1 pseudogene is annotated in these 875 nt (G+C 64.8%); it reads left to right on the top strand.

Annotated features, from left to right (window positions below):
• Positions 1–419: 419 nt before the first annotated feature.
• Positions 420–875: pseudogene (locus BGN95_RS09530) on the top strand (hypothetical protein); the annotation flags it as partial.

The raw sequence follows: 875 nt of genomic DNA, 5'->3' as shown, positions 1-875 counted from the left end.
CTCTGAATCACGTCTTCGTCTTCAATGCAAATTAATAGGTCCTGACCCTAGAGACCGACTCGAATTGCCTTTTTCAACCAAGTCAATTCATCGATAATTCCGCTCATTTTACCGTGCGAATTGATCGCAAAGTGCAACCCGACTCTGCATATTCGGGTTCCTCCCTTGCTATGACACACAAACATCATCTTGATCGTTCGGCGCTGACCGCGATTGCCGCGGTCCTTGCCTTCTCTGCAACCCCCTCGCTGGCGCAGGACACTGCCGTGCAGCCCAGCGCGCCTGCAACGGGTGACGTCTCTCCCTCGACGCCCCCTGCCGCAAGCCCGCCCGCTGTTGCTCCCACGACTGCTGATGCACCAGTGGCCCCCTCCACTGCTGCGCCTGCGCCAGCCAGCCCGGCGACCGCCGCAGCCCCTGTGACGCTGCCGCCGATCGACGCGACGCCGCCTGTTCCCCAGGCTGCACCGGTAACGTCGGCAGCACCGGCCCTGCCGCAAATCGCGACGACGCCTGCTCCGCAGACCGTGCAGTCGATCCCGGCCAATGCCGAGCCTGAACCGCAAGGTCCGGCTGAGCGTGCCGCTCCGGCGGCCGAACGTCGCGCGGCTCAAGCCGAGCGTGCGCCGGCAGCCCCTGTTGCTGAACCCCCAGTTGCTGAACAGCGTGCCGCTGCACCAGCAAAGCCTGCAACCAATGCTGCACCGGTCGAACCGGTGACGCCGCCGCCGGCTGAAGCCGTCGCGACGCCAGAACAGGCGCCGGCTCAGGCTGAAGCATCGGTCGATGACGGCAGCAATCCCGCCCTGTGGGCGCTGGGTGCAGGCGGTGTCCTTGCCGTCGCTGGCCTTGGCTTCATGATGCTGCGTTCGCGT

The sequence above is a fragment of the Sphingomonas sp. 66-10 genome (assembly GCF_001897045.1).
Lineage (GTDB): Bacteria > Pseudomonadota > Alphaproteobacteria > Sphingomonadales > Sphingomonadaceae > Sphingomonas > Sphingomonas lycopersici.
This window is presented reverse-complemented; position numbering and strand designations above follow the sequence as displayed.